Origin of the sequence: Pectinatus haikarae (assembly GCF_015732185.1) — a bacterium.
Lineage (GTDB): Bacteria > Bacillota > Negativicutes > Selenomonadales > Selenomonadaceae > Pectinatus > Pectinatus haikarae.
The window spans coordinates 400732-427504 of the sequence record NZ_WIQM01000016.1; the positions used below are offsets into that span (position 1 = coordinate 400732).

Below are 26773 nucleotides of genomic sequence, written 5' to 3' on the forward strand. Positions count from 1 at the left end.
GCTGCAGTAAAAACTACAGCCTGTGAACGGAATATTATTTACTGATAGTTTGGTTCAGCGCATCAATAGATGAATGAAGTCCTGCTTCCACTGACATTGTCAGATCTTCCATTTCCAAAGAAACAGCATCATTATAGCCCATCATTCTGACAACGGAGAAAAATTCTTTCCACCACTGCAGATCCTTGCCGCAACCGACAGCCACATAATTCCAGCTTCTGTTTGCCGATTCAGTTACCGGTTTAGACTCGGGCAGGCCGTTAATATCGCATAGACCTCTTTCTATACGGGCATCCTTGCCGTGCACATGATAAAGAGCTCCTTTCAAAGCCCTCGCTGTGGCTATTGGGTCGGCTCCCATTACTATCAAATGCGATGGATCAAGATTCATGCCAATTATAGGATCTACCGCATTTCGCAGCTTCCATAATGTTTCTGCATTATATACCAGCTGACAGGGAAATTCTTCTATAGCAATCTGCTCAATTCCGTTATTTTTACAGTGCTCCGTGAAATTCTTCCACCAGGGAACGGCGATATCTTCCCATTGATAGCGAACTGTTTCCACCATATAGTCAGGCCATGAAACTGTTGATGTTATCCAGTTTGGAGTTTTATCTCCAGGAGCACCTGCCGGCAGGCCAGACATCATTACCAGCTTTTTTACCCCCAGTCTGCCTGCAAGCACGGCAGTAGAATACATACTTTTACTGTAAAAACTGCCTGTTTCTGTCGGCCATAATTGATTACCGGAACAATTCAGGGCAGCAATACGCATATTGCGGGCGGTCAACTCCTTCTTGTAGGCTTTCAATTTACTGTCATCCGTCAATAGTTCTTCAGTAGGAACATGCCTGCAGCCGCCCCATCCGCCGGCAGTCATTTCGACCGCATCGATCCCCATTGATTTTACTTTATCAAGCATTTGTGTAAAGCTCAACTCTCCTAAAACGTCCGTGCATAATGATAAATACATTTTTTAATACCTCCGTTATTTAAATAATTAATATACTTGTAATATTCTATCGATATTATTTAGTATAGCAAAGCGCCTGATTAAGTGTTAATGATATCTTGCTGTTATAAGCATGAATATAGAACAGACACCACAAAGTATTATAAAATATTGCAGAAATGACAACCTGCTGCATTATTTAATTTAAACTGCGCCTCATAAAGTTTGACAAAATTTCCATAATTGTCATCTGTATCTTCCTGACCGAAAAGCCAGTTCTATTTCTTCCAGACTTTTTCCTTTAGTTTCGGGCACATAATTTTTTACAAAAAATATTGAAAATAATCCTATTATAACGAAAATTGCAAAAGTAAAAAACAGACCAATAAGATTGAGCAGAATGGGAAAGAATAAACCTATCAGAAAATTGACTATCCAGACAAAAAATACACATACTCCCATTCCCAGCCCCCGCAGCTGCAGCGGAAAGAATTCTGCCAGAAGGAGCCAAAAAACAGGTGCTATGCACCCCTGCATAAAGGCAAGAAATGTCACGGTAAGTGCAAGAACCACATAAGGTAAATGAGGATCACCAGACATGTATTTGGATACCAGAGCCAGACAAGCCATTACTGAAGTTGTTCCGGACAGCCCAATTAAAAACATCGGTACACGTTTTACCTTCCCAACCAGAAACATGCCAACGCCAACGGCTATGACAGCTATAAGACCGTTCAGAGTATTGGCGATCAATGCCGCTTCCGTACTGAACCCGGAAGTCTTTAAAATTTGTGTACCGTAAAACATGATCGTGTTGACACCAGTAGCCTGTGAAGCTGCTGCCACACCTATCCCAATAAATACTACACGTCTTACCCACGGAGTAGTAAGCTCGCGCCAGGAAATTTTCCTTATGTGATTTTCTGTTGCTATGGCATTTTTAATAGATTCCAGTTCACCTACAGCTTCGGCACTGGAACAGCGTATTTTTTTCAAAACACCCAAAGCTTCGGAAATTTTACCATTATTGATCAACCACCTTGGTGATTCCGGCATTTTCAACATTCCTATGAACAAAAATATCGCTGGCAGAGCAGCTATTATCAGCATGTATCGCCATACATGTCCTGTGTCACCAAAATAATGACCTAAAACGGCATTGCAGATAAATGCAGTAAATTGTCCGATGACTATCATCCATTCATTTTGGGTGACCATACGCCCGCGTTTTTCAGTCAGAGACATTTCAGCCAAATAGGTTGGCACCGTAACAGAAGCACCGCCTACTGCTATACCAAGAAAAAATCTGCCGATGATCATTATTCCGGCATTGCGTGATAAGGTACATCCCACAGTAGCTGCAAAAAAGAGGACCGCCAGATACAGAATAGTTTTTCTCCTGCCGATGTAATCAGACAGCTGTCCGATTATTACAGACCCCAAAGCGGCACCGAATAATAATCCGGCAACCACAAAACCTTCTGTAGATGGAGTAAGATTCAACTGGTCCGGTGCTGACATATATGGCAGTGCTCCGTTAATAACTCCGGTATCGTAGCCGAATAACAGTCCGCCGAAAGTGGATATGATCATTATTACCGTCAACGATTTATTGGCATCAGCATTTAAAGTATTTTTCTCTTGCATATCCTGTCCCCTTTCAATATATAAAAAAAACAGGAGCATCATTGGGAGGATCATCTGATACTCCTGTCAATACAAACACTTTAACCCACGATTAATCTACCTAAAACACTCCATCGTATGCATCGTAATTCCTGAATTTGGCATAAAATTTTATTTATTGAAAATCCACCCAGACAGAACCGCTGTCAGCAGAACGAACACAGTTTTGTATCCATTTTACGCCTTCCAGACCGGCGTTTATATCAGGATAAACGAACGTCCTGAGAAAATTTATATCGTTACGATCCGCAGCCTCAATCGCCCTGGCAAATTTTAGATAAATATTTGCCCAGGACTCGCCCAGACCTTCGGTGTGAAGAGCACCGAAACGATCATCAGCTAATCCTTCTTTTTTCAAATACGGCATGCCATGATAAAGTATTTGGTAAGGTTGTCCCTGAATTTGATATAAAAGCCGATTAGGCTGAAAATCACTGAATTCAATGCTGGCTTTTGAGCCGACTATACGTATAGTTTGAGATTCCATATAACCTGCATCTACCGCCGAAAACCATGCTGTACCTACTGCACCATTGTCATAGTGCATCAGCATATGAACATTATCTTCAAGCGGAGCCCTGCTTTTTATGAAACTTTGACGGTCACATAACAGCTGTTTTATTTTCAGATCAGGCAGCATCAATTGAGACATATAGTAGGTATGCGTGGACAAATCACCTATTACAAAGCTGGGACCGGCAATCTTTGGATCTACGCGCCATTTTTGCGCTTCACTGTATTTTTCTGCATCCTCGGTTGCAGAAAATCCGTGAGTGTAGCGTAAACTTACAATGCGTATTTCACCCAGTTCACCGTTTTCAATCATTTTACGGGCCTGAAAAAGCATAGGGTGACCGCTGAATCCGTAAGTAACACCGACTATTTTATTTTTTTGCTCAGCCAGTCTTTTTATTTCTTCTACCTGAGCAATTTCAAAGAACAGTGGTTTTTCGCAGATAACGTGCATGCCGGCGTTCAGTGAGGCTTTTGTTATTTCATAATGTGTACCGTTTGGGGTGGCTATGGAAACCACTTCTGCACCGTCAGGACGTTTGGCTTCTTCTTCAAACATTGTTTGGTAATCGGGATAACAGCGGCTTGGATCGACTCCAAGATTCACACCAAAATCTCTGCCCCGTTCAGGATCAATATCAAAAGCTCCGGCAACGAGGCGGAAGGCTGTATTATCACGCAATGCACCTGTCCTGTGTTTATAGCCGACTTGTCCTGTGCGGCCTCCGCCGATCATTGCCCAACGCAAAGGCCGGGAAATACTTTTTTCACCATTCAGCATTTTTATTACTTCCTTTCAATAATATGTACTAAAGCTTAAGCATCATTATATACGAATTTATTTCAGATTAATTTCACTATTCTGCATTTTATTGAAGCTGAATATTTAATCTTATCAGGCTTTTGAAATTGTCGATATAATAGATTTTTGCCGATAATTTCATTATGTTGTTCTGTACACATATTTTGAGGCCAACTTACTTCTTTCTGAATGCAGTACAATAATATATTCCGAAAAATCATTCAAAAAAATTGCTGTTCATGCAGTTAAATGAATGGTATGACAAATATCAACTAAAGGAGTTTTATCGATGTTTACCAAAGGGAAATTTAATTCCATTTTCAAAGAAAACACATATCCCGATCTGATATCCGTATATCAGGCCACAGGCAAATACACAGAAATGCCTCGCGCCATGCATTCACACGAAAGCACTGTAGAACTGATTCTCATAACCGAGGGCTATGGCATACATATTATTGATGGGAAAAAATATTATACGGAAAAGGGTGATCTTTTAATCTTAAATGCAGGTGTTTTGCACGATGAATCATCAGCGGGGACAAATCTCTGCATTGCCACCTGTGCCTTGCAAAATTTATCGATCCGTGATTTTGAAACCAATACCCTAACAGGGAAGAATCAAAATCCTATTTTGAAAACCGATAGGGACTTCTCCGAAGTAAAGAAATTATTTTTTCTGATGTATAATGCTGTAAGCATGAAGGATTATAGTGCGGAGGAATACTCCAATTATCTTTTAAGGGCATTATTAGTGCTGATATGCGGTATCATCCGAAAAAATCCTGACCATGACTATACCAAGGATGAAAATAAGCTGGCGCAGAAAATAAAAAAATATATGGATATACATTATACGGAAAATTTGAAATTGAATATGCTGGCCGGATACATTCATGTCAATACGTATTATTTGTCGCATATATTCAAAAAGGTTTATGGACAGTCGCCGATGCAGTATGTTATGCGGCGGCGTATCGGCGAAGCACAGACGCTGCTGATCGATACCCGGAAAAATATTACGGATATCGCTATGACAGTAGGATACAACAGCCAAAGCTATTTTAACGGAATCTTTGTCAAAATTACCGGTCTGCCGCCCAGAAAATACCGCATGCTGTATTCAAAAATTTGATTCTTTGCTGACAGGGGAAAAACTGACGGTCCTTAAAATATTGCATAAAAAAAGCCCAGGAAAAATTTCCGATTGTTTTGGTCGAAAATTTTCCCTGGACAATATTAAGGTGATATAAATGGTAGGTAATTTTAAAGAATGCATTGCTGATCAGACTGTCTTTGCATTATTTGCTGCTGGCTTCTTAGATCGTTCAGTTCAGCGGACAGACAGCTATGGACGCAGCAGATCATAATCTTCTGCCTGCTGCTCCCTGATGGAATGAAAGTCCGCCGCCGACGGAGATCATTTATAAAAATCAGGGCGATCCTTCATTTTGATCGGCAGAATTTTGCCGGGATTTTGCTGTGCCTGTACGCAGACATCAGCTGTCAAAGCTGCCGCATAGCCATCCCATGAAGTTGGACCGTCGAGTTTCTGTCCCTTGTTGATATTATTGATAAAAGCTTGAATTTCGTAATCATATGCTTTTATGAATCGTTGCTTCCAATCCATGAGTATAGGACGATTCAACGCTGCTTTCTGCCGCGTCTGCACAGTGGCCGGTTCGGGCAGATAAGCGATGCCGTCTTCACCGACTACTTCGCATTTTATATCATAGCCGTATTTGCAGTTTACAAAAATTTCCACATCGATACGAATGCCTTTCTTTGTCTCCACTAAAACAATTTGCGGGTCTGCCAAGTGGCTGGAGGCATTACCGGTTTTGCGCGGATATATGACCTGAGCCGATATATACTCATCATCCAAAAGCCAATGCAGTACATCTATTTCATGAATCATAGTATCATTTATAGCCATATCTGTAGTGTATTTTTCATCAACGGCAGGATTGCGGTGTGCAGCGTGCAGTATAAGCGGTGCACCGATCTGTCCTTCATCAATTGTTTTTTTCAGAGCTACATAGCCCTCGTCAAAACGGCGCATAAAACCGACCTGCACCAGATGTTTTTTTTGTTTCATTTCCTCTTCAACTATTTCAAGACAGTCATCCGCCGTTGTAGCCAGCGGTTTTTCACAAAACACATATTTCTTCTGTTTTACTGCTTCAAGCACGAATTCTTTATGGGCAGGTCCCCAACAGGTCACAAGTACAGCGTCTACATCCGCCGATCTGATAAGTTCATGTCCGTCGGCATAAAATTTTGCGTCCAGATGCAAATCTGCGATAATTTTTTTTGCATTATTCTCGTTTATATCATTTACGGCAACGATTTTCCCGCCTGATAAGGTATTTGTTATTCTCTTAATATGCTCCAAGCCTATTGCGCCGCAGCCAATAACACCAATTTTTACTGTCATGATGAAACCTCCCATTATATATTGCCGCACCATATACAGGTCACAGCCATATGTCATAAATTTTGAATAAATAAATAGATAAAAGTGATATTTAAAATTATCGCTTTATTATGCCTGTACAGTATTTTCCTTTATTTACAGACCTATTATAATATTATCCGTCGAGGAATACTTTATTTTTTCTGCTGAATTAAGAACCTAATATTTGAATTTTTGCAATAAACTTGCAGGAATTTGAAAATAACTAAAATATAAAGGAAATATCAGCTGATATTCCCCTTATATTTTAGTTATTTATTTTTTATCGTTAATTTACAAAGATAGTCCAAATTTTTATATTGAATCTCGCCAACCCGGCATTTTCGATAAGTTTTCGGAGCCATTCCCACAATTCTTTTGAAAAGATTATTAAAATAGCTTACATTATCATAGCCTATAAACATACTAATTTCCGTTATACTTTTATCAGTGCTGATCAAAAGTGACTGGGCCTTTCCTATCCTTCTGTGAATGATATACTGTATAGGAGAGAAACCGATCCGTTTTTTAAATTGGTGAGTCAGGTTCGACGGACTCATATGAATCATTTTGGCGAGAGCATCAATATTTATGTCTGTAAGATAATGGTTGTCCATATATTCTTTTAAATACAGGATAAAAGTATCTTTTTTGCTCTTTTGAGTAATATTTTCCCATGGAGCCTGATAAACCAGTAGAATCATAAGCGCACTGACAGCATACTGGCAGAAGATCTCGGCATGAGTACGATCCTCAGAAATCTGTTCATGCATGCTCTCAAAAATATTTTCCACGCGGCCTGCCAACGCTTGGCAGTGCAAAACGGGAGAAATGCCGTCACTGATCAAATGGCCGGGCTTAAGCCCATCAAGCTGTACTCCGCTCAGACCGCAATTAAAAAACTCCATGCCTTTTTCCGGATCTGACCACTCATCGTGCAAAACGCCCTGATTATATATGAGCAAATCACCGGCAGTTATATGAAAAAGTTGATTTTCAATGCGAAACACACCTTTTCCGGCGTAGACGTAAAGCAATTCAAGATTTTCCTCATGTGAATGCAATGCCGTAGGAATTTTTGTCTGAGTACGATCCGCTTTACAGACGTAAAGCAGACGAATGTTTTTTTCAAAGCCAGACTGAAATAATTTTTTATTATAATAAACAACAGTCATAAAAAGCCTTCTTTGTTTCGCAGTATATGCCGAACATTTATAATTATGTTCTCTAAACAAAAACATATGATAATATCCTGTATTTATTATATAAAATTTATTGCTCAAATTCATCTATAAATTTATTTTTTTTCAAAAAATCTTATAATTCTGGACAAATTAAGAATTGCGCTATAGTATTTCTTAATACCGGAAAAGGTTAATCCACTTTGAAATCATTTTCTAACTGTTCTAACGTTCGTCCTCTCGTCTCAGGCATAAACAACTGAACAAAGATAATTGCGCAAAGCCCCATGATAACAAAAACAGCAAAGGTCAAGGACAACCCCAGTCCATTCAAAAGAATGGGAAAAGTGAAACTTACTGCGAAATTACCTATCCATTGGAAAAAAACAGCCATGCCTGTACCGGTCGCTCTCATGCGAAGAGGAAAAATCTCCGAACACATAAGCCAGGTAACAGGAGATACGCAGCTTTGCTGAAAAGCCAGAAAGGTAATCGTCAGTCCCAACACATAAAATGGAAGCTGTGACGAATGTGGTGCGAAATGTGATATCAAGGTAATCCCAAGCATACAGACAGTGGTACCTGCCAGCCCCAGTGTAAGCATCGGCCTGCGCCCTATTTTGCCAACCAAGTAAAGTCCGAACAAGCCTCCTAATACAGAAATTACACCGTTGCCGATATTTCCTATCAATGCTGCCTGAGTGCTGAATCCTGAAGATGTCAGTATCTGCGATCCGTAAAACATTATTGAATTTACACCGGTAATCTGCTGGGTAATAGACAGTCCGATGCCAAGGAATAACAATCGGCGTATCCACCTTGTTTTCAGATCACTCAGTGTAAAATTTTTTCGGTTCTCTTCCTTGCTCAGCAAATCCTGCAATTCATTAAGTTCGGCAATTACCTGTTCTTTTGTGGTACGTGTTTTATGAAGTACTGACATGGCTTCACTGATACGGCCTTTTGCTACAAGCCAGCGGGGACTTTCATCTGTTTTCAGCATACCTGCAAACAATGCGACTGCCGGTATAGCGGCAACAGCGATCATATACCGCCATACATGCGATGTATTGCCAAGCTGAATAGCCAGAACAGCGTTAATGATGAAAGCCAGCAGCTGTCCGGATACGACGACCAGATCCATCAGCCCGACCATGCGGCCTCGCGTTTCTTTAGTGGCTATTTCCGCCAGATAAATGGGGACGGTCACAGAAGACGCACCGACAGCTACTCCGAGTATAAAGCGAAATGCTATCATAATATAAGCATTAGGGGAGAGGGAGCAGCCTATAGTCGCCAGAAAAAACAAGATGGAAAGATATAATAGATTTTTCCGCCTGCCAAGCAGGTCGGCCAACCGCCCGCCAATAAGACAGCCGAGTGCCGCGCCAAGACCTATTGCTCCCGTAATTGCTCCCTCCAGCACAGGAGATAAATTAAGCTGATCCGGTCTCGCCATAAAGGGAAGCGCACCATTTACAACACCTGTATCATAGCCGAAAAGCAGGGAGCCGAAAGTAGCCACTAAGCCGATCAGAATGACATATTTTTTCGGATCTACTCGTTTGGACAATATATTCACCTCTTTTAATTATAATCTACCCAGCTGCTGCCGTTGACCGCCGATTCAACACATTTTTCCACCCACTTGACCCCCTGAGCACCGGCATGGATATCAGGGTACCAGAAGTCGACTTTCTTTCCCTTTCCGGCAGCCTGCATAGCGATGGCAAAACGACGGTAAAGGTTGGCCCAGGCATCGAAAAGTCCTTCGGAGTGTCCGCCACTGATACGATCTTCCCTGCGAGCTTCCGGATATAGATAAGCACCGCCGCGTTCAAGAATTCTTACCGGCTCGCCTTCCACCTCATAACTCATCTGGTTAGGTCGTTCGTCAAACCATTCTATGGAGGCTTTGGAGCCAATGATGCGGATTTTCTGCCCGTGCAGCGCTCCGCAGTTTATAGCTGATGACCAGCATGTAGCCTGAGCACCGCTTTCCAGGTTCATAAGAACAAACGCATTGTCTTCCAACTGACGGGTTTTAACAAAGGATTTCGTCAGGCATAAAAGGTTTTTGATTTTAAAATCAGAGACCATAGTTTCGGCGAGAAACAGTACATGTGTACCGACATCACCCAGAACAAAGGAAGGTCCTGCCGTTTTAGGCTCCATACGCCATTTCGCAGCGGGATCTTTTTCCTCTACGGTACTGGCATAGGCACCGTAAGGAAACTGCATTCTTATAATGCGTATTTCTCCCAAATCACCGTGCGATATCATCTGACGTCCCTGCTCGATCAATTCATGCCCGGAATATCCATAAGTGACGCCCACTACCAGATTTCTGGAATCCGCCAGCCGGACCAGCTCCTTTGCCTGCGCATGAGTAAAGCAGAGCGGTTTTTCGCATACGGCATGCAGACCCGCAGTCAGAGCGGCTTTGCATATTTCATAATGAGTGCCGTTGGGTGTGGCTATGGAAACAGCCTCTATACCGTCCGGGCGTTTGGCTTCTTCGGCAAACAATGTTTTGTAGTCGGGGTAGCAGCGTTCCGGAGCAACGCCCAGCTGGATGCCAAAATCCCTGCCGCGTTCGGGATTAATGTCAAAAGCGCCTGCAAGCAGCTGAAATGAATTGTCGCGTAAGGCGGACGAGCGGTGAATATAGCCGATCTGGCTGCCTCTGCCGCCGCCGACCATAGCCCAGCGTATGGGATGATCCAAAATTTTCTCTCCGTTGATCATAAAAAAAGAACCTCCTTAGGATTTGCTGTAAATAAAATTTTTATTTCAGGCGAAGCTCTTCATTTACATCAGGACTTCGCATTGAAAAACATATGATACGATCATTTGTCGATATGGGTCCCGACTCTCAAAAACCAATGCTTTTTAAGTAATCAAGGCTTGCCTTTACGTCACGCAGACTGGTCTGGGAATTTCTCGGATCGCGCTCCTGCTCGATCGTGATATAGCCGGAGTAGTTGATTTCCTCGATCAATAATTTGTGTATTGAAATGTAATCAATATTTCCTGTCCCGATCGGGCACATTGAACCCTTGGCGCATCCGTCGAAAAAGCGGATATGCTCTTTCATCACCTGTGCATATATCTTCTGGTTTATATCTTTAAAATGGATATAGTCCAGGCGGTCAGCATACTTTCTTAACCATTGCACAGGGTCCATGCCGGAATATTTCAGATGACCCGTATCGAGACAAAAACCTGCTTTTTCACAGGGGATGTCCGATGCGGCTCTATCAATCTCGTCAGCAAATTCTATATACCCGCCGGCATGGGGATGCAGCACCGGACGCACTTTCCACTTTGCAGCCCGGTCGCATATACCGATAATGTGCCTTATCATGTTTTGCCAGTCACTGCTCTTCAACCTGGACGCACGCCCGGAATGTCCGGCGGCAAAATCCCGCTCATCATGCCCCCAATCCATTATTGTCAAGTATGGTGCGGGAAAATGCTGTCCTTTCTCAGTAGGAAGTTTAGGCAGCCTTGTAATTATGGAACAGATATCATCTGTCTGTTTTAAAAGATTACTGAAATTTTCCTCACTTACCAAGTCATCAAATATAGTCCCAGCGACAATAGAGATGCGGTTTTTTTCCAGTTCGCGGCTCACGACATTGATATCAAGCGGCAGATATCCGTATGGACCAAGCTCTATTGCCGTATATCCCGCCTGAGCGGCTTCGGACAAAACTTTCTGCCAGGCCGGCAAATAAGGATTTCTTACATCATCAATCCCCCAGCAGCATGGAGCCCCGGTAATGTGTATTGTCAAAACAAATCACTCCTTTTACATTTATTTTTGATGCACATATAGTTTAACAAAAAAATAATCAAAAAAATTCCAAAATATTGGCTAATTTTTGATTATTTTATATCATCAATAAAGTTTTTTTTCATTATCTTGCTGTTTCTCATATCTGTTCACAATTTTCTGGTGCGAACCGGACAATATACGTCAGTCTGCTGCACCTAAATATTCTGCAGATAAAATAAAAATCATGTTATGTTCGCAGATCGGCATGCGAATCAGCAGATATAAAACAAAGTAAAACTTCTGACCCGCTGATAGATCTGTCCGGGCAATATTATCCATGCAGAATCAGATCACTGCGCACAATTTTTTTAAATTGCAGAAAAAATATGCTTATAATTTAGAAATTATTTATAAAATACAAAATAAATAAAAAATACTTGACATTCTTTTTTTATAGTGCTAATTTATATTCAATAATTATTCATAAATTAATCATAATATTATCAGAAAGGTGACTGAATATGAAATTAGCATTTGACGTAGATGTTTTGGCAAAACAAATGGGAATCAGTGACATGGTACACAAGGTATCAGCATGGGGGTATAAGTATATTGAACAATCACCGCATCCCAGAATAAATCCATTTTACAAGCATCCAAAATTCAGCCGCGAATGTCAGGCAGAATACAAAAAAGCCTTAAAGGAAACCGGTGTTGAAATTTCTTCCTTTATAGTAGTGTATCGCTGGTCCGGCCCAACGGAAGAACAGCGGCAGATCGCGGTAAAAAACTGGAAAAGAATGATAGAGATAGCCGTCGATATGAATGTTTCTGTTATAAACACGGAACTTTCAGGTGATCCTCACCAATCGGAAATATGTGAAGGAATGTGGTACAAATCCATGGAGGAACTGCTTCCTATCATCGAAAGAGAAGGTATAAGGATAGAGATACAGTCCCATCCGTATGATTTTTGTGAAAACAGCAATGAATCGGCAGATCTGGTCAAATCTTTGCGCAGTGACAATTTAAAATATCTTTATTGTGCGGCGCATACATTTTTTTATGACAACGGCAAAGGTGACGTGAAAAGTATGCTGGACTATGCGGGAGATGATCTATCACATGTATTGTTTGCCGATACGATGAATCACACCAAAGACTGCCGATATATATTAAATCCTCCGGGGGTTGATGCGACAATCCATCAGCATCTGGGACTGGGTGAAGGGGAAGTCGATTTTGCGGGAATATTTGAAAAACTTCAGGAAATGAAATTTACCGATCGCAAATTTAAAGTCGGCGGTGAATCGATAGCCTGTGTATCACTGTTCGGCTATCCGGAAAAAATGGATAAACAGGCGTCCGAAGCACGGAAAATAGTCGAAAGAGGACTGGGCATTTGATATCAAGACAGCGGCGGCTGACAAAGCCGCCGTTTTTGATTATACACATAAGCATTTATTTTGATCATGATTTTTATTCCGACTAAAATTTGTATAGGAAATTATACGTGGAAAAAAACAGAGAAAAAACCTATATAGCACTTATAACGGCCACTGTATTCTGGGGTATACAGCCCTTATGCATAAAACTTATTATGGTATACTGGTCGCCCGCGGCATTGACCAGTATGCGCTACTTTTTCATAAGTCTTATTTTATTTTTCATAATCTATTTGCGCAGTGAACCCAGATTTTTTTTACCGGCTAAATTTGTCATACCGGTGCTGCTTATGGGGCTGACCGGTATAGCTATAAACAATATCGCTCAGTTTACAGGTCTCAAATATTCTACGATTACCAACTGCACGCTCATAGCCTCAGTCGGTCCTTCCATTACGGCACTCATGGCAGCAATATTTTTAAAGGAATGTCTCAGTTTTCTGCAATGGCTGGGTATTATACTGTCTCTATGCGGAGCATTGCTGTTGTTTACTGAAGGAAATATTGATATTTTACTGAATTTTTCTTTCAACCAGGGCGATATCTTATTTTTTATCTGTCAAGTAGTCTGGGCCTTATATTCATTCATTGGGGTAAAAGTAATGCAATCTCTGTCGGTTTTTCTGGTTACCGCATGGGCTGGATTATTCGGAGCGATACTGACTGCTGTTTATGCACTGTATACAGATGAACTATATTACACACCGTTGCCCCTGCCAGCAATCTACGCCTTCACTTTTATTGTGCTTCTCGGCGGAGTTTGTTCGATGGTATGCTGGAATATCGGTGTCAAGAATGCCGGCCCAAGTTTGTCGGCTGTTTTTGCCAATATAACACCATTAGTAGGAATATTCTGCGGGGTATGGTTTTTTTCCGAAAGTTTTGGTATGCTGGAATTCTTCGGTGCTGCCGCAATATTCGTCGGTGTTTATATGACCACCCATAACAGGCAGATAGCGGCCTGCTTCCAGCATTTACATATTTTATCTAATAAGGTGAATCATTGATAAAGTAAATATTCACCTCATATAGATGAAAAAATGAAGTAAACTTATATACAAATTTTTGTTCATAAATTAATCACAAATGTATAGACATTCAACAGTAACAATGCTATTATATACCCATAAACAAACAATTATATTATATATAAGAGGAGAAAAAAATGGCAAAAATACAATTAGGTATTTGTCCGATTGGCTGGACAAATGATGACATGCCGGATTTAGGAAAAGAAAACACTTTTGAACAGTGTATAAGTGAAATGGCGCTGGCAGGTTTTACGGGCTGCGAGGTCGGCGGAAAATTTCCGCGCGACATAAAAATATTGAAAAAAGCATTGTCTCTTCGCAATATGAATATTGCCAGTGCATGGTTCAGTTCATTTTTGACCAGTAAACCATATGAAGTAACCGCCAAGGCCTTTATTGAACACCGGGATTTTCTGCATGAAATGGGTGCGAAAGTTATTGTTGTGGCGGAACAGGGAAACAGCATCCAAGGGCAAATAGAAACTCCACTGTTTGCCAGCAAGCCGCATTATACTGACGAACAGTGGAAAACCGTACCGGAAGGGCTCGATAAGCTTGGACTGCTTGCCAAGGAAAAAGATATGACGTTAGTATATCATCATCATATGGGAACAGGTGTGCAGACAGAGGAAGAAATCGATAAGCTTATGGAACTGACCGATCCCAATCTGGTGTCATTGCTATATGATTCGGGCCATCTGGTGTGCTCCGGAAAAAATCATCTGCGGGTGCTTGAAAAACATATTAACAGAATCAAGCATGTTCATTTGAAAGATGTTCGTAAAAAACTGGTAGACAAAGTAAAAGAAGAAAATCTAAGTTTCCTGAAAGGTGTAAGAATGGGGATGTTTACCGTTCCCGGTGACGGCGATATCGATTTCGGTCCAATTTTTGACATACTGAATAAAAATGATTATACCGGATGGGCATTAGTAGAAGCTGAACAGGACCCTGCTGTTGCCAATCCGCTTGAGTACGCTCAAAAGGCCCGCAGCTATGTGAAAAAAGTATCCGGATTATAATGCTGCACCAAAATAAATAAATATTCTAAAATATATAAATGCTTGGGTAGATATACAAATAAAACTCAGGCATTATTTTATTTTAATGTCTATCCGCCGATGAAAAAACTGCATGAAAATCTGTGTACATACTTGATTATCACTTATTTTTGCATGGAATTTTTTCCGGAGAAAAATTGCCTTTTAAAATCAATATGTCGGGTAGAGGTCATGATAATATGTATAATTTAAAAAAAATTATCAGCAATTCATCTGAAACAGGTACAGATTGCAGACTGAAGCATCGTTTTGCAGCAATTGTTTTCGGCAATATCATAATGAGCCTGTCCATAAGTATGATGCGCCTGAGCTTATTCGGCAATGATCCGTTTTCGTGCATGAATTTAGGCTACAGCATATTGACAGGGCTGACGTTCGGTAAATGTGTGATAATATATAATTGCATAATAATCCTGTTTGTGTTTTTACTGGATAAGAGTTTTATCAATATAGGAACTTTGATCAACATGTTTTTACTCGGTCCCGCCAGTGATATTTTTTATGACATATTGCTGATATTATTGGGCAGCAACAGCAGTCTGACCATCCGTATTATTTTATTGCTGCTGGGTATTTTGATATCATGTTATGGCACATCCGCATATATATGTTCAAATTTTGGCATGGGTCCATATGACGCAGCAGGATGGATAGTAGAGAAAAAATCTAAAGGCAGAATAAAATTTCGTTATGCACGTATTTTTTGGGATTTTTTATCAGTTTCTATCGGTTTTTCACTTGGCAGTATAGTAGGAATTGGCACGATCATAATGGCTTTATTCACAGGACCTCTAATTTCTTTTTTCAACAGGAATATAAATATGCCTCTGATTTATGGCAAAAATGATAATTAATCTCAGAAAATGTTATTTATCTGTCTTATACCTGTTTATACGTATATATTTGGCATAACCTCTTAAATAAAAATGTGATATAATCAAAATTACAGGCGCACTGCTTTTAAATAGCAGCACGCCTGCAGGTAAAATAATTGCATTTGCTTTATAGTTTAAGGAAAGGTGATAATAATATGCCAAATATAATAATAAATGATGTTTTAGAAGAAAAAATTAATGCCATTACGCATGGTATAGGCGCTTTTTTTGCGGTAATCGCTCTTATCGTACTTATTGCCAGAGCTTATTTGGACGGCGGTTTGTGGCAGATGGTCGCGGCTGTGGTATATGGTGTATCATTGGTGCTCTTGTATCTTGCTTCTACTCTTTATCATAGTTTTTCCCGCAGACGAGTGAAGGAGATTTTAAAATTCTTTGATCATGCCGCTATTTACATATTAATTGCCGGCAATTACACCCCCTTTACTCTGATACCGCTGCATGGCACTTTTGGTTGGGCCATATTCGGTATTATCTGGGGGCTGGCATTGGCAGGAATTGTTTTCAAGATTTTCTTTGTAAAAAGGTTCAAATTCTTTTCCACTTTGTGCTATCTTCTGATGGGGTGGCTGGCGGTCTTCATGGTAAAGCCGCTGCTTGCTGTACTGCCTGCCGCTGCAATATACTGGCTGGTTGCAGGCGGTCTGTTATATACAATAGGCACGATTTTTTATTTGGATAAAAAAATTCCCTATAATCACGCTGTATGGCATCTATTTGTAATAGGAGGCAGCGTTTCGCATTTTATAACAGTTTTCAAATATGTAATGCCCATGCCGGTCATGTGAACATTTTATTATGATTCTTGCGTAACCCAGATAAAAAAGGCTGCACAAACATTTCTTGTTTGTGCAGCCTTTTCATCTTTTCAGTTGACTTGTAAACCGTTATTCATCCAAAATATTTACAGTTTAAAAATTCTCTGCCGAAGTCTGTGTCTGCCTGCCTGTTTTCCTGCCGTAGAAAAAGTAATACAAAATGAAACATACTACTGCAACAGCACCGGCGACAGCATATAGCTGCTGAAAAGCCATAAAATCTCTGAGACTTCCAAGAATATACGGTCCCACGCCTATCCCCAAGTCCAAAGCTACAAAATAAGTAGACAGCGCAACACTGATACGATGCGGCGGAGTGAGCTTAATGCAGACTGCCTGCCCGTTTGACATGAATGTACCGTACCCCAGGCCGACCAAAGCCCCCGACAAAAGCAAAGTAGCTGACGTGCCTGTCACACTTAAAAGAAATAAACCGGCGGCCAGAAATATATAACAGGGATACAACACATAATTTTCACCCTTGCGGTCAAAGATCACGCCTGTCATCGGTCTTGTAATAGTAATAATAACAGCATACACTACAAAGAAAAATGTTCCGGCATCCACCAGATTTATTTCCCTTGTATAGGCCGCCAAAAAACTTAATACGCTTGAATAAGCGAATCCCATTAAAAATCCTATTATCGATATTACCATAACACGTGATTCCACATAATTATCCAACGTACATTTTTTCATTTGCTTTCTTTCAGCCTCAGTGAGATTCATTTCTCTCACTGTAAGAGTAAAGCATCCTGCCACGCATAAAACGATCAGTGCCACACAAGTTATTATAATTACATTGAAGTTTGCTATCAGCATCAAAAGCATACCTAAAAATGGTCCTATAGCCGCGGCAAGACTGGTACTGAGTCCATAATAGTTTATTCCCTCACCGCGTCTTTCTTCCGGAATACAGCTGGCAATTATAGTATTTGTAGCCGTCGAAATAACGCCGTAAGCCATCCCATTCAAAAAACGAACGACATACATAACAGCCAAATTAGGAATATAAAAATACATCAGCGTTGTCACTAAATAAAATATAATGCCAAAATATAAAGTCTTTTTTCTTCCATATAGTTCAATTTCTTTTCCAAGCTGCAGTCTCGCCAGCAGCGTACCCAGGATAAAAATACCTGAAGCCAGCCCTGCCTCACTCAAAGAAGCATTCAGCTGCTCTTTCGCTACTACAGCTATTATAACCATTAACAAATAGTAAATAAGATATACAACAAAATTTATACCGGTGTCCAGTACGAAATCCTTGTTAAATAAGGAACCTTTGCTCATAACCACATCTCCATTTTTACTTTTACTTCTCTTTCCGGCTGCTGTTCCCAAAGGCAGCATGTTCTAAAGCCCTTCAAAACAAGGTTTTTGCACTTCGAAATGAGTTGATATCGCCTATTATATACTCCGGAAATGGGTTTGTATAACAAAAGAATTAGATACCTGTCATAAAATTATATTATGCCGATGCAATGAAAAAGGCAGCGGAAATTCCATTCTTTTCATAGAACTTCCGCTGCCATATTCATCTGTTTGTATATAATTTCTGTATATAATCAATAAATACTTTCATTATTTTATATTTAGGATTGCTCTTCTTATACATCAAATAGCATTTTAAATTAAAGGAAGGCGCCATGTCATAATAACCGTCCTCTATTCCCACTGCATTCAAAAGACGTTCTGAAAGCACAGCCCCCGTCTCATTCTGCTGACAATAATTCATGATGGCATACGGAGTAGAGAGCCAAGCCTTGACTACGGGTGTTTTTTTATTGACCGTAAAATAATTTTTTATAATTGAATTCATTAAATAATGCGGTGCATACTGCACTAAAGGATACGAGGCTATATCCTCTATTGCCAGCTCATTTTTCTGAGAATTGAAATGTGGCGCATAAAATACCATTTTTTCATTGCAAAAGAATGTTCTTTCATATTTTGCCACATCCAGCTGGGACATATAAAATGTTGATATTATATCAAGTGACCCATCTTCCAGCTGACGAAAAAGCTCATAAGCTTCCAAATTATAAACATTTATTGTCAAATCCGCATTATGTTTTTGAAAATATGACAAATGCTGATTCATCAAAACATCGCCTAATGACATCAAAGCGCCTATGTTCAACGGCATTGTTTTCCCTTTTATCTGTTTCATTTCATAAACGCATTCAGACAGCTCGCCTATAACTTTCTGAACATGCTGAAGGAATTTCTCTCCCGCTTCAGTCAGGTCGCTTCCTCTATTTGAGCGGACTATAAGCTTAACCCCCAGAAGCTCCTCCAGTTTCTTCATCTGAAAACTAAATGCCGATTGAGTAATATTTGCCTTTTTTGCTGCTGTTGTAAAATTTCTGACCTTGCCGTAAATAATAAAATTTTCTAATTGCTGAATACTTGGCAATTGTTCCATTCATATCCTCCAATAGCCCTATTTCCCTGCAATGAATAATACCGCTGCCATAACGCGCGTATTTTTTATATAATAATCGCAGCTCTCCGCATTATTCAATGTATACTAAAGAAAATTCTATTGCATTTTGACAATTAATTCAATAGCCACTGCATATATTTTTTAAAAAACATGTGCAAATAATCTGTTCAACGTGCCAGATCGCTCTGCATACAGCTCTTCGTTTTCATCCGTGCCTTGATGACAGCCAGCATAATAAACCAAACCGGCGTTACAAATAAAGCGACCCTTGTTTCTTCGTTGAATGCCAAAATCACTATAACGAATGCGAAGAATAATAAAATCAAATAACTGCTGAGCGGATAAAAAGGCATTCTGAATTTATTTAATGATTTGTACTCAGATTTTGACTGACGGTATTTCATGTGGCAGATAACCATAATTGCCCATATATAAATGAAGCAGATAGTTGATATACTTGTGATCAATACAAAAACACCCTTAGGCATTATATAATTTAAAATTACTGAGATTAAGATAACCGCTACAGAAAATATTGTCGCATTAGCGGGTACCTGCCTGGATGTAAGTTTCTTCATAGATTCCGGTGCATTATTTTCTTTTGATAAAGAATATACCATACGGCTTGTACTGAAAATGCCGCTGTTGCATGCTGATGCTGCAGCTGTCAATACAACAAAATTCACTATACCGGCGGCGGCTGCTACTCCCACTGCGGCAAATACCTGAACGAACGGACTCTTATCCGGACTTATTGCTGTCCATGGATAGATACTCATTATTATGGCAAGAGCACCTATATAAAAAATTATAATGCGGATAGGTATATTATTGATAGCCTGCGGTATAACCGTTCCGGGATTTTTTGTTTCTCCTGCGGTTATACCGACGAGTTCGATACCGGTAAATGCAAAAACGACCATTTGGAATGAAAGTATGAATCCACTGATCCCATTCGGAAACCAACCGCCGTTATTCCATAGATTTGAAAAACCTGATTCACCTATATCTGTAGAAAATCCCTTGAAGATCATAACGGCACCAACAACGATCAAAGTCAATATTGCCGCTACCTTGATTAAAGCGAACCAAAACTCCATTTCACCAAACATTTTCACCGCAGTAAGATTCATGATCAATAAAACCACGAGTACTATAAAGCTCGGCACCCATTGACCAACACTAGGAAGCCAATATTGAATATACAATCCTGCTGCTGTCAGATCAGCCATAGCAAGGGATATCCAGCAGAACCAATAAGTCCAGCCTGTAATGAAAGCGGCTCTGTCTCCCATATATTCATAAACAAAATCAACAAATGAATGATAGTTCAAATTTGAAAGAAGAAGTTCGCCCAGAGCCCGCATTACCCAAAAACAAATTATACCCGTTATCAAATATGCCAAAAGTATAGATGGTCCTGCCAAATGAATAGATCTGCCTGCTCCTAAAAATAGCCCTGTACCTATCGCCCCGCCGATTGCCAGCAATTGCACATGGCGATTTTTCAATTCTCTTGATAAACCTTGTTTTTCCGACATGTAAATTCCGCCTTTTAATATATTAAAATCTTCTCAAAATAAAAAGAGGTCAAATTATAAAAATTTGACCTCTGAGATAACATACTGCTCCATACTCTGTCCTTTTACCTGAGAGATTCACTGCTAAAATCAGCAGCTTGCTCCTTCGGTGCTCATCTGAGGCTCTCCAGAGGTCCGTCTGATATTGGTTCTTTTGCCTGAAAGTATAACATCTTCGGCGGACTGTAAAGTCTCTCTCCCAATATCTTCATCCGAAATTATATGCAATTTTCAATACAGTTACATACTTTATCACCTATTTTTATAAATGTCAATTATTTAAATACATTAATATTATCCACACAAACACCGATAATATTAAAATTAATTGCCTATAAATATTTGTCAATTTAATTTATTAGCTTGTCATATATATTTATGTGCCGCATCCCGATGGCGGATGGTCCTTATCCTCCGCAGCAGCAGAAAGACCACCATGATTATTTTGGCGAAATAGAAAAGATTCTTATATCCATATCTGTTTCCAGCAGATTGCCCTGTACTGCAATATTTATCTTATCAACAATATTATAACGATCTAAGCCATTAATTTTTTCCAGAAAATCCAGCACTTGAAAATAATCACCCTTAGTTTTTATTTTTATAATTATCTCCTCATAAAGATCATTTTTACCGGACTGTGGTACAGGTTCGACAGAGGAAAGGACAATATTGCTCGCAGCAGCGGCTTCCTGCAATGAGGAAATAAAAACTGCTTCATTTTTTTGATCCGGCAATTTATTTTTCCAAAATAAATTTATTTCTTCTATTTTTCCTGCAGTATTTTCCTTCTTTTCGTACCTGTCAGAAAATGATCTCAATATTCTCAGCTGTTCTTTATTGCTGCTTATTTTCTTTTCTACAGCATACAGCTCTCTATCACAAGGAATGTAAAGCAGTAAATAAACCGCAGCGGCATATACGCATATCATTAAACTCACAACAGACAGATAATACTTATCTTTTTTTCCCATATATTCACCTGTCTTTATATATTTTCAAAACAAAAATTACAGCACCTGTTTCTTTTTCCTCTTTCTCAGAAAGCATTGAGGTATCAGGAAAGTAATATTGTTTCAATGCTCCTATATATTCTTCAAGTGCTTCATAGCTCAAACTGGTGCCTGTAATGATAATATTGTCCATTTCATCAGTTTTGACGGCATTAAGCCAGACTCCGTCAATACAAACAGACCCCATATTGCTCAGTAATGCATAACCGGACATATTAATCGGATGAAGTCCCAGCAAAATATTTTTTCTTTTTTGAATATCCATTTGATAATTTTCAAACATGTTTTTTTGTTCAACAATATTTTTCATATTATGTAATTGTGACTCTAAACCGATTTCTTCTTCATGGGCAGCGGCTATGGCAAAATGAAAAAAACTCGCTATAGCCGCTGTAAAAATAAAAGCTGCTGCACACATAAAGACGCTTATTCTCCGCCAATTCAATCGCGCGGGTTTTTGTTTTTCCGGCAGCAGATCCAATTTACTGTCTTTCAATAAAATATTCTGCACCAAACTTTTTATATACGGGGGAAGAATTGATTCATCCGTCGCTAAATGAAAGCTTATTGCTCCTTTATGCCACCCCAGCTGAAAAATTTCGCTTTCTTCTTTGTTCGCCAGAACTTCATCCTGCAGCGGAAAAACTCCGCATGGACATAAATATGCAGCGGTGCATATAGCATACAGAGTCATAATAAATGCTTTCTCTGCTGTATATATTTTTATATTTACCGAGTCCTCCGTATATTCATAATCGAAAGAAACGCACTGAGTGTCATCTATTGCCGCATTACCGCGAATTTCCCAATAAATAGCCTTTTTCAGCTCTTTGTAAGACATCGGAGGAAAAATATTTTTATACAAATTAAATTTGTCAGCAGAGATGCACATATATACAGGCAGGTCTCTGCAGCCTATTTTCAACACTGCATTTTTCAATATATCACTAAGCTGATCAAATTCCGAAAAATTTACTGACATATAATGTTCAATATTTTTTATCTTCCATAAATTATCCTCCAATTTAATATTGGCCAGATAAATATCATCTTCCATTATTGCCAGTGAAACTACATTTATATGATTGCTGTAAAGCAATTTTTCAATTTTTTTATTCTTCATGGTAATTCCACCGTATCACGGATAATTTATGTTCTTTTTCCTTAATATATACTGTTATCCGTTTAGAAGCACCGCCGGCATTCCCCACAGCATTAAGTGTGAAATATGAGTCCTCATAATTGAAAAAGTGCAGATAAACAGCAGCGCTCAGCTGTTCTTCATCTTCCTGCCAGCTCTCCTCAAACAGAGTTTTTTTATAAGTTATAAAACTCCCATCTGCCTGTCGTTTTATATCATCATAAATAAACGTTTCTGTGCTCAATAGATATATTGTCCTTTCCAAAGCACTTTCTGCGGCATACTGAGCTTTAATACCATTTACAGCCAACAGATCTATTTTTTGTTCATTGGTGCTTAAAAGAAAAAACGAGGAAGTGATAAAGAGCATCGGCAGGATATAGCATAATCCTGTCAATGTGGAAATTCCCTTATTGTTCATTTTTTGTGCCTCAATTCAATGAACGGCTTCCCAATCTTGTCACTGCTGTATCCAGATAAAAATACTGGGAAGAAAATTGATGAGTCCCCTTCAATTCCAATAAATACACACGATTATCCTTATTCTCTGATAAAGGCCGGCATGAAAACCTCACATAGGTGTAGCAAAAATCATTGTCACCTGTCAGTGGCTGCCCCTTTTTTATAATACGCGGAAAAAAAGCCAGATCATCTTGTCTGTATTTTATAAATTCTGCTGACGCTTCACTGCTGCCCGTGGTAGCACGTGTGGTAATGGCAATGGCATCATGCCCGCTTTCCTGATAAACTGTCACCGAATCAGCATGCTTTATATCCTGAATTATGCATTCGGCTGCAAAACGCATCTGTGAACGAAGTTCCATCTGATAAATATTTTTCAAATACATATGCAGCACTGCCAAAAAGATAACGGAAATACTCATCATGATAAATACATAAATATTAAGCGACAGCAGTGTCTCCAGTAATATACTTCCGGCCTGATTTTTTCCTTTTTGTTTATTCATTTGTATACACCGTTTTCCTTAAATCAAATTCGGCCTGCTTTCCATTGACGGTCCAATTTACTTTGGCAGTCACAGTTTTCAATTTATCATTTACTGATAGGGAAGTATTAATATGGAAAAAAACATTATTTTTATTTATTGAAGCTTCTTTTATCGTTCCCGCATCATAGAATTTTTTCTCAGTTAATATCTCGCCTTCAATCATGGCAATTTCTTTTTGTGCCAGATAAACAGCAGTCATTTTAGCATCTTCCATCACCTGATTTTCTGAATATATTCGAAAAACACTGAAGATAGCCGCCGCAGCCAAAAGCAATATGCTCAGGGAAAAAACCTGCATAAGCATAAAAAAACCTTTATTGTTCATTATTTTGCCATCCTGATGCGCCCATATGAATGAATAATTACTTTTGCCAAAGAATCTTTGCCGGAAATATTTATCGTCGCGGCATTGACCGTATATTTATCACCTCGATTAAAAGAAAATACTGCTCCGTGATTCGAACTCAGCACTATTCCCTCCGGCATATTTACTACAACAGGTTTTGCGGCAGGGTCAAAATATAATTCATATGAAGTTTTGTTCAGCACCATATATGGTGTAGGAACAGCCTTCGCTTCATGCGGCAGTGAAAAATTTTTCTGCTGAAGAAGCCGCAGATTGCTAAGCAGGTATTGAGCCTGAAAATCTGTCTGCATTTTTTCCGTCAGTAAAAATTTAGGCGCAACCATAAGAAAAAATACAGCCAGTACTGCAAGAGATAATATCAACTCAATGCTCATGAAACCATATTGTCTTTTTTTCATTGCATTTTTCCTTAAAAATAAAATATGCTAAAAATGATCAGGGCACCAAGTGAAATAAACGGCCCAAATGGCAGTATATCATTAAGTGTGTATTCTTTTTGCAAAATTCTGTAAATGCATAATAGGGATGCACTGAATACCGCAAAAAATATTGCCTGCGCGATCAAGGGATAAGGCAGCCATAAGCAAAGCGCATAGGAAAGTTTGACATCACCGCCTCCTATAGTATCAGTAAAAAAATAAATGGGCAAAAATACCATGCTTATAAATATCAATGCAAAAAACACATTCCAAAAAGCAAAATATTCATTCTGCATCAACTGATGTATACATCCGCCAAAAGCTATAAAAACTGGCAGCTTATTTGGAATAAGGTACGATTTATAATCTATGTAGGCAACTTTTGCCAACAATAAGAGAATGTAGATAAAGCCGGCATATTTTTCCGATATATTCAATAAAAAGCAATATCCTGTCAGACAAATTATTTCTGTAAAAGGCAGCTGTATTTTCATTTTTTTACTGTTCCGAAATCTTTTAAAGCATGCCCCTGACAAAGCGCTGTCGCATTTACAGTATCCAGTTCATATGTTTCCGCCGTTATTTTCAATTTATCGCCTGTACGTAAATAGCTTTCTCCCTGTGGTGGTTTAAGATTATCCACATCGTCTATATATTCAGCTAAGTCTGTCTTTATATTTTGCGGATTCCGGCCGTGTGTCGATAAATGCATAGCAATCGCTGTATTCAGTGTCTGCAGATCGGCCTGTATTTTGGCCGTATTGGCAAGCGTGACAGAATTGCTGAATTTAGGAATAGCCAGCGTTGCCAATATTCCTAATATGACAATAACAATCATCATCTCTAAAAGCGTAAAACCTCTCTCATCTTTTAAAAATTTTTTTCTCATAATAATTTCCCTCACATAGGTACCTGTGCAGCCGCTTCAAACATGGGAATAGCAATAGCCGCCACGAATATACCGATAAATATAGAAAGCGCTATTATCATACATGGCTCTGCAAGCGCTATACCGCGTTTATAAAGCAATTCAACATCATTTTTATAAAATTCTGCTGTCGTATTCAGCATAATTGCCAAATTGCCGCTTTTCTCCCCTGTAAGCAGCATTTGCATAAATAAAGGAGTAAATAATGTATTTTTCGCCAATGAGGAAGATAATGTATTTCCCCTTTGAATATCTGCCTGAACTCTTTTCAATATATTTTCCAAATATTCATTGGGCGAGTTGCTGAGAATAGTGCTTATACTTTTGTCTATGGTCAGCCCTGAAGAAAGCATAACCGATAACTCATTGCAAAATTGCAATAATATTAATTCGGCAAACAGCCGGCCCCAAAAAGGTGTTTTTAAAAGAAACTTATACACCATGTATTTATATTTCTTTTGCTGCCACATAAAATTAAAAACAGACAGCAGAGAAAGGAACAGCATGATAAAAACTATCCCGTACTTTTCTAAACCAAAACCAAGAAAAAGCACAAAAGTTGTCAGCAATGGCAAGGGCACATTTAAATTTTTCAGCAACTCTGCAAACATAGGCATAACTACAGTAAGCATTACACCGGCAGTGACAATAAATACAAGACTTAGCATCAAAGGATAAACAGCAACGGTTTTCAATTTTTCTCTTATATTATAGTCACGTTCAAGGTAATCTGCTGAATACTGCAATACATCGTCAAGTTTGCCGCCTGCTTCACCTGCCGCGGTGAGAGCAAGAAAGCTCCTGGGGAAAGCAGTTTTGTGTACGGCAAGACTGTCAGAAAAGCTTTTCCCTGTTTGGATCTGCAATGAAATCTCATAAAGTATATTTTTGAATTTTATATTTTTTGTCTGTGCATTTATTGCCTCAAGTGCCTCCTTCACGGTTATGCCGGATTTCAGCATTATACTCAGCTGCCGGCAAAAAAAAGCAACATCATTACAGCTTATTATATAACCGAATCTTCCTTTTAATCTCTGCCGCAAACTACATTTTTCCTCTTCTAAACCGAGCAGAAAATAATTTTGCGACCGCAGTATTTCAGCGGCTTCATCAGGAGATGCCGCAAATATGCTGCCTTTTATATCTTTGCCCAGATGATCCTTAACACAATAAAAATACTTTTTCACAGTATAAGCTCCGATAATTTTGACCACTATTCAGGTGGCATAAAAACACCGTCTG

The 26773-nt window shown here is 39.3% G+C and carries 26 protein-coding genes and 1 riboswitch; of the genes, 6 read left to right on the forward strand and 20 right to left on the reverse strand.

What is annotated here, in order from left to right; translation table 11 throughout:
• Positions 1–34 precede the first annotated feature (34 nt).
• The 3 genes from I6758_RS12465 to I6758_RS12475 form a co-directional block, all read right to left on the reverse strand.
• A complete protein-coding gene (locus I6758_RS12465) occupies positions 35–976 on the reverse strand; it encodes a sugar phosphate isomerase/epimerase family protein (protein ID WP_196605584.1) in 942 nt (313 codons plus the stop codon).
• Between the two features lie 225 nt (positions 977–1201).
• Positions 1202–2602, reverse strand: coding sequence for a sugar porter family MFS transporter (locus I6758_RS12470; RefSeq protein WP_196605585.1), 1401 nt, complete (start codon positions 2600–2602; stop codon positions 1202–1204).
• A gap of 154 nt (positions 2603–2756) precedes the next feature.
• Positions 2757–3935, reverse strand: coding sequence for a Gfo/Idh/MocA family protein (locus tag I6758_RS12475; protein WP_196605586.1), 1179 nt, complete (start codon positions 3933–3935; stop codon positions 2757–2759).
• A 310-nt stretch (positions 3936–4245) separates the two neighbouring features.
• Between I6758_RS12475 and I6758_RS12480 the strand changes: the two genes are divergently transcribed.
• Positions 4246–5091 carry an AraC family transcriptional regulator gene (locus I6758_RS12480; RefSeq protein WP_196605587.1) on the forward strand — a complete coding sequence of 282 codons (846 nt, stop codon included), beginning with the start codon at positions 4246–4248 and terminating at the stop codon, positions 5089–5091.
• A 285-nt stretch (positions 5092–5376) separates the two neighbouring features.
• On the opposite strand, the gene I6758_RS12485 is transcribed toward I6758_RS12480, so the two are convergent.
• From I6758_RS12485 to I6758_RS12505, 5 genes are all read right to left on the reverse strand, one after another.
• Positions 5377–6393, reverse strand: coding sequence for a Gfo/Idh/MocA family protein (locus I6758_RS12485; RefSeq protein WP_196605588.1), 1017 nt, complete (start codon positions 6391–6393; stop codon positions 5377–5379).
• A 290-nt stretch (positions 6394–6683) separates the two neighbouring features.
• A complete protein-coding gene (locus I6758_RS12490; RefSeq protein ID WP_196605589.1) occupies positions 6684–7586 on the reverse strand; it encodes a helix-turn-helix transcriptional regulator in 903 nt (300 codons plus the stop codon).
• 199 nt (positions 7587–7785) lie between these two features.
• On the reverse strand, positions 7786–9174 hold the full coding sequence (locus tag I6758_RS12495) for a sugar porter family MFS transporter (protein ID WP_307224391.1): 1389 nt from the start codon (positions 9172–9174) through the stop codon (positions 7786–7788).
• Between the two features lie 5 nt (positions 9175–9179).
• Positions 9180–10340, reverse strand: coding sequence for a Gfo/Idh/MocA family protein (locus I6758_RS12500; RefSeq protein ID WP_196605591.1), 1161 nt, complete (start codon positions 10338–10340; stop codon positions 9180–9182).
• Between the two features lie 127 nt (positions 10341–10467).
• Positions 10468–11391, reverse strand: a complete 924-nt coding sequence (locus I6758_RS12505; RefSeq protein ID WP_196605592.1) for a sugar phosphate isomerase/epimerase family protein — start codon at positions 11389–11391, stop codon at positions 10468–10470.
• 503 nt (positions 11392–11894) lie between these two features.
• Here I6758_RS12505 and I6758_RS12510 point away from each other — a divergent pair.
• The 5 genes from I6758_RS12510 to trhA all read left to right on the forward strand — a co-directional run bounded on the left by I6758_RS12510 (position 11895) and on the right by trhA (position 16594).
• Positions 11895–12779 (forward strand): sugar phosphate isomerase/epimerase family protein, encoded by an 885-nt coding sequence (locus I6758_RS12510; protein WP_196605593.1) that lies wholly within the window; start codon positions 11895–11897, stop codon positions 12777–12779.
• A 107-nt stretch (positions 12780–12886) separates the two neighbouring features.
• Entirely contained in the window at positions 12887–13825 is a 939-nt protein-coding gene (locus I6758_RS12515; RefSeq protein WP_307224395.1) for a DMT family transporter, read from the forward strand.
• Between the two features lie 158 nt (positions 13826–13983).
• Positions 13984–14871 (forward strand): myo-inosose-2 dehydratase, encoded by an 888-nt coding sequence (gene iolE / locus I6758_RS12520; protein WP_196605594.1) that lies wholly within the window; start codon positions 13984–13986, stop codon positions 14869–14871.
• Between the two features lie 218 nt (positions 14872–15089).
• A complete protein-coding gene (locus I6758_RS12525; protein WP_196605595.1) occupies positions 15090–15764 on the forward strand; it encodes a YczE/YyaS/YitT family protein in 675 nt (224 codons plus the stop codon).
• Between the two features lie 176 nt (positions 15765–15940).
• Positions 15941–16594 (forward strand): PAQR family membrane homeostasis protein TrhA, encoded by a 654-nt coding sequence (gene trhA, locus I6758_RS12530; protein ID WP_196605596.1) that lies wholly within the window; start codon positions 15941–15943, stop codon positions 16592–16594.
• A gap of 123 nt (positions 16595–16717) precedes the next feature.
• On the opposite strand, the gene I6758_RS12535 is transcribed toward trhA, so the two are convergent.
• The 12 genes from I6758_RS12535 to I6758_RS12590 all read right to left on the reverse strand — a co-directional run bounded on the left by I6758_RS12535 (position 16718) and on the right by I6758_RS12590 (position 26718).
• A complete protein-coding gene (locus I6758_RS12535) occupies positions 16718–17917 on the reverse strand; it encodes an MFS transporter (protein WP_196605597.1) in 1200 nt (399 codons plus the stop codon).
• 244 nt (positions 17918–18161) lie between these two features.
• Positions 18162–19052, reverse strand: coding sequence for a LysR family transcriptional regulator (locus tag I6758_RS12540; protein WP_196605598.1), 891 nt, complete (start codon positions 19050–19052; stop codon positions 18162–18164).
• 188 nt (positions 19053–19240) lie between these two features.
• On the reverse strand, positions 19241–20614 hold the full coding sequence (locus tag I6758_RS12545; protein WP_196605599.1) for an amino acid permease: 1374 nt from the start codon (positions 20612–20614) through the stop codon (positions 19241–19243).
• An 86-nt stretch (positions 20615–20700) separates the two neighbouring features.
• Positions 20701–20794: riboswitch (glycine riboswitch) on the reverse strand.
• Positions 20795–21093: 299 nt separating this feature from the next.
• Positions 21094–21627: a type IV pilus inner membrane component PilO gene (locus I6758_RS12550; RefSeq protein ID WP_196605600.1), complete on the reverse strand. Its 534-nt coding sequence runs from the start codon at positions 21625–21627 to the stop codon at positions 21094–21096.
• Positions 21628–21631: 4 nt separating this feature from the next.
• Positions 21632–22789: a PilN domain-containing protein gene (locus I6758_RS12555; protein WP_196605601.1), complete on the reverse strand. Its 1158-nt coding sequence runs from the start codon at positions 22787–22789 to the stop codon at positions 21632–21634.
• The gene (locus I6758_RS12560) at positions 22779–23228 is read right to left on the reverse strand and encodes a hypothetical protein (RefSeq protein ID WP_196605602.1); all 450 of its coding nucleotides are present in this window, start codon (positions 23226–23228) and stop codon (positions 22779–22781) included. Before I6758_RS12560 ends, I6758_RS12555 begins: the two co-directional genes overlap by 11 nt.
• A 10-nt stretch (positions 23229–23238) precedes the next feature.
• Positions 23239–23775: a PulJ/GspJ family protein gene (locus tag I6758_RS12565; protein ID WP_196605603.1), complete on the reverse strand. Its 537-nt coding sequence runs from the start codon at positions 23773–23775 to the stop codon at positions 23239–23241.
• Positions 23768–24142, reverse strand: coding sequence for a hypothetical protein (locus I6758_RS12570; RefSeq protein WP_196605604.1), 375 nt, complete (start codon positions 24140–24142; stop codon positions 23768–23770). Before I6758_RS12570 ends, I6758_RS12565 begins: the two co-directional genes overlap by 8 nt.
• Positions 24142–24582, reverse strand: coding sequence for a pilus assembly FimT family protein (locus tag I6758_RS12575; protein ID WP_196605605.1), 441 nt, complete (start codon positions 24580–24582; stop codon positions 24142–24144). Before I6758_RS12575 ends, I6758_RS12570 begins: the two co-directional genes overlap by 1 nt.
• Positions 24583–24593: 11 nt before the next feature.
• Entirely contained in the window at positions 24594–25097 is a 504-nt protein-coding gene (locus tag I6758_RS12580) for a prepilin peptidase (protein WP_196605606.1), read from the reverse strand.
• On the reverse strand, positions 25094–25492 hold the full coding sequence (locus I6758_RS12585) for a type IV pilin protein (protein ID WP_196605607.1): 399 nt from the start codon (positions 25490–25492) through the stop codon (positions 25094–25096). The genes I6758_RS12580 and I6758_RS12585 overlap by 4 nt, the downstream gene beginning before the upstream one ends.
• A gap of 11 nt (positions 25493–25503) precedes the next feature.
• Complete coding sequence (locus I6758_RS12590) at positions 25504–26718, reverse strand: type II secretion system F family protein (protein ID WP_196605608.1); 1215 nt, start codon at positions 26716–26718, stop codon at positions 25504–25506.
• Between the last annotated feature and the right edge of the window lie 55 nt (positions 26719–26773).